General features: G+C 43.4%; 5 protein-coding genes and 2 tRNA genes. 6 read left to right on the forward strand and 1 reads right to left on the reverse strand.

The window, feature by feature from the left end; genetic code table 11:
• The first annotated feature begins 127 nt into the window (after nt 1-127).
• Together PLE34_RS21545 and dnaJ are read left to right on the forward strand one after the other, a co-directional pair.
• A complete protein-coding gene (locus tag PLE34_RS21545) occupies nt 128-700 on the forward strand; it encodes a nucleotide exchange factor GrpE (protein ID WP_324560616.1) in 573 nt (190 codons plus the stop codon).
• Nucleotides 701-778: 78 nt separating this feature from the next.
• Entirely contained in the window at nt 779-1,930 is a 1,152-nt protein-coding gene (dnaJ, locus tag PLE34_RS21550; RefSeq protein WP_324560618.1) for a molecular chaperone DnaJ, read from the forward strand.
• Between the two features lie 90 nt (nt 1,931-2,020).
• On the opposite strand, the gene PLE34_RS21555 is transcribed toward dnaJ, so the two are convergent.
• Nucleotides 2,021-3,178, reverse strand: coding sequence for a sensor histidine kinase (locus PLE34_RS21555; RefSeq protein ID WP_324560621.1), 1,158 nt, complete (start codon nt 3,176-3,178; stop codon nt 2,021-2,023).
• 62 nt (nt 3,179-3,240) lie between these two features.
• On the opposite strand from PLE34_RS21555, the gene PLE34_RS21560 reads away from it, so the two are divergent.
• From PLE34_RS21560 to PLE34_RS21575, 4 genes are all read left to right on the forward strand, one after another.
• Nucleotides 3,241-4,272, forward strand: coding sequence for a glycosyltransferase family 2 protein (locus tag PLE34_RS21560; RefSeq protein ID WP_324560624.1), 1,032 nt, complete (start codon nt 3,241-3,243; stop codon nt 4,270-4,272).
• A 44-nt stretch (nt 4,273-4,316) separates the two neighbouring features.
• The gene (locus PLE34_RS21565) at nt 4,317-4,520 is read left to right on the forward strand and encodes a hypothetical protein (protein ID WP_324560627.1); all 204 of its coding nucleotides are present in this window, start codon (nt 4,317-4,319) and stop codon (nt 4,518-4,520) included.
• A gap of 74 nt (nt 4,521-4,594) precedes the next feature.
• Nucleotides 4,595-4,667, forward strand: a tRNA-Gly gene (locus PLE34_RS21570).
• 161 nt (nt 4,668-4,828) lie between these two features.
• Nucleotides 4,829-4,914, forward strand: a tRNA-Leu gene (locus PLE34_RS21575).
• Nucleotides 4,915-5,267 lie beyond the last annotated feature (353 nt).

The raw sequence follows: 5,267 nt of genomic DNA on the forward strand, positions 1-5,267 counted from the left end.
CTAAATTATATAGTACTTTCATGCCTTTACGAATTAAATGCCTAATCCTATCCGACAATTTGACTTAAAAACAGGGTTGGCAAACTTGTTGCCGGTTTTAAATGCATTTATACAATACATAAGGACTATGGAAGATTTAAAGAATAAGAACACTGAAAATCACGAAAATGCGTCATCCAATACAACCGAAAACCTTAATGAAAGCGCAAATATGGCAGATCAAACAAATGTACCTGAGGAACTGACAGATGAATTAGAGAGCGTTCAGTCCGAATTGGCAGAGCAAAAAGAGAAATACCTGCGGTTATATGCCGAATTTGATAATTATAAAAGAAGGAACGCCAGGGAAAGAGTAGAGTTAATACAAACCGCCGGAAAGGAAGTAATTATTTCTTTATTAGATGTGATGGATGACTGTGACAGGGCAGAAAAGCAGGTACAGGAAAGCGGACAACCGGAAGATGCCGTGCAGGAAGGCATATTATTAATTTTTAATAAGCTCAGGTCAATTTTATCTTCCAAAGGCCTGAAGCCTATGGATTGTAAGGGGCAGGAATTTAATCCGGATGAGCACGAAGCGGTAAGCCAGGTGCCGGTGGCAGATGAAAAACTGAAAGGAAAAATAATAGAAGAAATTGTAAAAGGATACTATCTCAATGATAAGATCATCCGTTTTGCAAAAGTAGTAGTTGGGTTATAATTTGAAAATGAGGTCAGCATATTCCTTTCCTGAACAGTTTTTAAATGCCCGGCTTTTCAGATCAGCATATTCAAGTATATGAAAAGAGATTATTACGAAGTATTAGGTGTTTCCAAATCTGCATCGGCAGAAGAGATAAAGAAAGCTTACCGCAAGGTAGCTATGCAGCATCATCCGGATCGCAATCCCGGGGATAAGGCTGCAGAAGAAAAGTTTAAAGAAGCCGCTGAAGCTTACGAAGTATTGAGTGATGCTGATAAAAAATCGCAGTACGACAGGTTTGGCCATGCAGGTTTAGGGAACAATGGCAGAGGTGGCTATGGTAATATGAATACGGAAGATATCTTCAGCCAGTTTGGAGATATTTTTGGTGATGATATTTTCGGTAGCTTTTTTGGTGGTGGAAGCAGGGGCGGAGGTGGACGCAGAAGTCATGGTGTGAGAGGCAGTAACCTGCGGGTTAAAATAAAATTGAATTATGAGGAGATTGCCAATGGCGCCACTAAAACAATCAAAGTAAAAAAGTATGTTTCCTGTGCAACCTGTAGCGGCACGGGAGCCAAGGACAAAGGTGGGGTACAAACCTGTTCTACCTGCGGCGGAAGCGGGCAGGTGAGAAAAGTAACCAATACTTTTTTGGGCCAAATGCAAACCGTTACTACCTGCCCGTCATGCAATGGCGAGGGAACCACTATCACCAGCAAATGCACCAGTTGCCGGGGCGAAGGGAGAGTATATGGCGAGGAAACAGTGAATATTGATATACCTGCCGGTGTGCAGGAAGGGATGCAGTTGAGCATGAGTGGCAAAGGCAATGCCGGGGAAAGGGGGGGTCCTTCCGGCGACTTAATTATACTGATTGAGGAAGAAAGCCACGCATACCTGCAAAGAGATGGTTTGAACGTTGTATTTGATCTGCATATTTCCTTTACGGATGTTGTTTTTGGTACGCAGGTAGAAGTGCCGACTATTGATGGTAAGGCAAAAATTAAAATACCCGCAGGTACACATAGCGGCAAAATATTCCGTTTAAAGGGAAAGGGTTTTCCTGCTATTAATTCGTACGAAAGGGGCGACCAGCTTATTCATGTAAATGTGTGGACGCCGCAAAATATTAATGCTGAGGAAAAGGCGGCGCTGGAAAAATTGCAGGATTCACCCAATTTTAAACCACAGCCTGTAAAGGGTGAAAAAAGTTTTTTTGAAAGAGTAAAGGAAATGTTTGGGTAAAGGGTTTCAGGTCACAGGTTTCAGGTCTCAGGGTGTGCATTTCCTGCAAGCCGTAACCTGTCCCCCCTGCAACTTGCAACTTGTTCCCCGTTACCCTGCAGACTTCTGCAATATAATCCTGAAAGTAGTTCCTTTGCCCGCCTCTGAGCTTTTTACAAACAACTGGCCTTTGTGATATTGCTGGATGATGCGCCGGGAAAGCGTTAACCCCAATCCCCATCCCCGTTTTTTAGTGGTAAATCCGGGTTTAAATACGCTGTTCATATTGGCGGAAGTTATTCCCCTGCCCGTATCGTTTACATCTATCTGTACCTGCTCAGTGGTTTGCGTAATATCAATGGTAATCACGCCTTTTCCTCCCATGGCATCCAATGCGTTTTTTAAAAGATTTTCAATGACCCAGTCGAACAGCGATGCGGAAATTTTTATGGGAATGGTTTGCGCATTACCCGCATTTATGATAAACTGCACTTTTTCAGGCGATCTGCGACGGATATAATCTACCATATTGCCAATCTGTACCAGCAGGTCTTTTTCCTCCAGCTTTGGGGTGCTTCCAATTTTACTGAACCGGTCCGATACCAGTTGCAGCCTGTCTACATCTTTGGCCAGTTCCGCGGCCATCTTTTCATTATAAGGATCTTCTTTCAGCATTGCCACCCAGCCCTGCAGTGATGTAACGGGTGTTCCTAACTGGTGGGCGGTTTCTTTGGCCATGCCTGCCCATAGCTGGTTTTGAACGGAGCGGTTGCGGGTTGCCATGGCATACAAAGCAAAAACGATAAATAAGGCTACGATCAGTAATTGCACCAGCGGATAGTACCTCACCTCCTGCAGCAGCGTAGAACTGCCGTAGTAGTACAGGTCTTTTTTACCGTTGAGGGGGTCAATATAAACGATGGGCTCATGTTGATTTTTGAATTGCCGTACTTTTTGATGAAGATAACCGGTATCCCTATTGACGCTGGCAGAATCGAGATTGATATAATGTATGATGCTCCCGGCTTCATTAACCCCGATAATAGGAATATCGTTATTGTTGATAATAATGGCGGAAACGAGCCTGGTATCGGTATCGGGCGGTGAACTGATCAGGAATTTTTCGGCTTCCACCCAGGTTTCTACTTTCTGTCTTTCATCTGCCGCTATTTTATTGGCCAGGTATTGCGAATAGAAGATTGTGCCTGTTACAATAGCAATAGCAATTACCGACAATGCCGTACGCCAGTTAAAGAAACGGTGAAACATATTTAAAAATAGCGAAACGGTAACAATGCTTCCTTTATTTTTGAAAAAATAATTCTTCAGTATTGACCTATTATCCAACTGTAGCTGTAGTTATCCTGAACTGGAACGGCAGGAAGTATTTAGAGCAGTTCCTTCCTTCGCTGATGGCTACTACTTATCCGGCTGTGCAATTTATTGTGGCTGATAATGGATCAACCGATGATTCCTTAGCCTTCCTGAGCCGGCATTATCCCGGTATTATACAATTGCGCAGCGCTATAAACGAGGGCTTTGCCAAAGGGTATAATACGGCCCTGAAGCAGGTGGAGGCTTCCTATTACGTATTATTAAATTCCGATGTGGAAGTAACGCCGGGATGGATAGAGCCTGTAATTGAGTTAATGGAAGGGAACGCGGCCATTGGCGCCTGTCAGCCCAAAGTATTGTCGTGGCACGATAAAAAAATGTTTGAATACGCCGGTGGTGCAGGTGGGTGGATAGATGCGTATGGCTATGCTTTTTGCCGGGGCAGGATATTTGATATATGCGAAAAAGATACAGGCCAATATGATGATGTTGCCCCGGTATTCTGGGCTTCAGGCTGCGCCTTGTTTATACGGCCGGAAGCATATCATGGCTTAAACGGGTTTGATGCGTTGTTTTTTGCCCACCAGGAGGAAATTGACCTGTGCTGGCGGATGCAATTGGCGGGCTATTATGTTTACGTGTGCCCGTACTCGGTAGTATATCATGTGGGCGGGGGCAGTCTGCCCAAAGGCAATCCCCGTAAAGTATATTTAAATTATCGTAACAGTCTTATTATGCTGTTCAGGAATTATGCATTGGCAGAAAAGATATGGAAAATTCCATTGCGCCTGGTATTAGACGGGATCAGCGCTGTACAGCAGGCGTTTAAGGGTGATATAGGCTATGCAGTAACGGTATTAAAAGCGCATTTCGCGTTTTATAAGTGGCTGCTGTTGACAAAGGAAAAAAAATATTTTCCTGTAAAACGGGTCGCTGATCCTCATGGAATATACAAAGGGAGTATAGTATGGCAGTATTTTATAAAAAAGAAGCGGCGTTTTACAGAAATTATTGAACGAAAAGGGTAAATGTTAGCGGGTAACCGCTATTTTTGCAGCGTAAATCAATACATATGGAACAGGAAATTACGGTAAACAATAAAAAGGATTTTGCCTGGAGCTGGGTAAAATCATCCAGGTTTTTGTTTTACATGCAAATGGTGGCGCTTATGGCCTTTTTAATTGGCGGCAGTTATGGATTATACAAGCATCGCTATAAAGGCAAGCCTAAAGTAACAGTACCGGAAAACACTTTGTATACCCCCAAGTATAAATAAACAGAAGGGTGCAGAAAAATTTTGCTGTTTAAAAGCAATCCTTAATTTTGCAGCCCCGATCAGTTCTTTAATAAGCGGAAGTAGCTCATTTGGTAGAGCACGACCTTGCCAAGGTCGGGGTGGCCGGTTCGAGCCCGGTCTTCCGCTCACAAGTCCTCTCGTGGTGCGAGGGGATTTTTTTTGACCTTAGCGGTATAGCATGATTCAGCATTTGTTGCCTGTCCTCCGGTAGGCGGGCGTTGCACACTTGTATAACAGTAACTATATGCAGCATGGGGTTTAAAAGTTAAGATTCAAGATAAAGTATTGCCCTGGTGGTGGAATTGGTAGACACGCAGGACTTAAAATCCTGTGGACAGCAATGTCCGTAACGGTTCAACTCCGTTCCGGGGCACTGGTAATCAATCAGGTATAAAGGCTCACGAAAGTGAGCCTTTTGTATTTTTAGCAAAAACCCGCGCGGGTTAAGTCTTGACATTGATAAACAAATCTTTCCAATTTGAAATCAGTTCTGCTGAAATAGCCGAAGTCCGCCGTGCATATAGTCCTGTAAAAATAATGTGATTGCAAAAGGCCGCTAAAAAAATATCTGCGCGAATTAACTATTTGTAAAAATCGAAGAAAACCTGAATGTCCATAAATTCTTGCATGCTTTTTGAAAAAGTATAGTTTGACTTTAAAAAATAGCAAACCCCTGGCAGTTCGACCCGGCGCTTTATTAAATTCAGCAGGCCCGGCTTCAGTTGA

The sequence above is a fragment of the Agriterribacter sp. genome, assembly GCF_035445465.1.
In the GTDB taxonomy this organism is placed as follows: domain Bacteria; phylum Bacteroidota; class Bacteroidia; order Chitinophagales; family Chitinophagaceae; genus Agriterribacter.

Excerpts from the sequence above, each read along its gene's own strand:
- dnaJ (WP_324560618.1), top strand. The coding sequence starts at position 779 with ATGAAAAGAGATTATTACGAAGTATTAGGTGTTTCCAAATCTGCATCG.
- PLE34_RS21545 (WP_324560616.1), top strand. The coding sequence starts at position 128 with ATGGAAGATTTAAAGAATAAGAACACTGAAAATCACGAAAATGCGTCA.
- PLE34_RS21565 (WP_324560627.1), top strand. The coding sequence starts at position 4,317 with ATGGAACAGGAAATTACGGTAAACAATAAAAAGGATTTTGCCTGGAGC.
- PLE34_RS21555 (WP_324560621.1), bottom strand. The coding sequence starts at position 3,178 with ATGTTTCACCGTTTCTTTAACTGGCGTACGGCATTGTCGGTAATTGCT.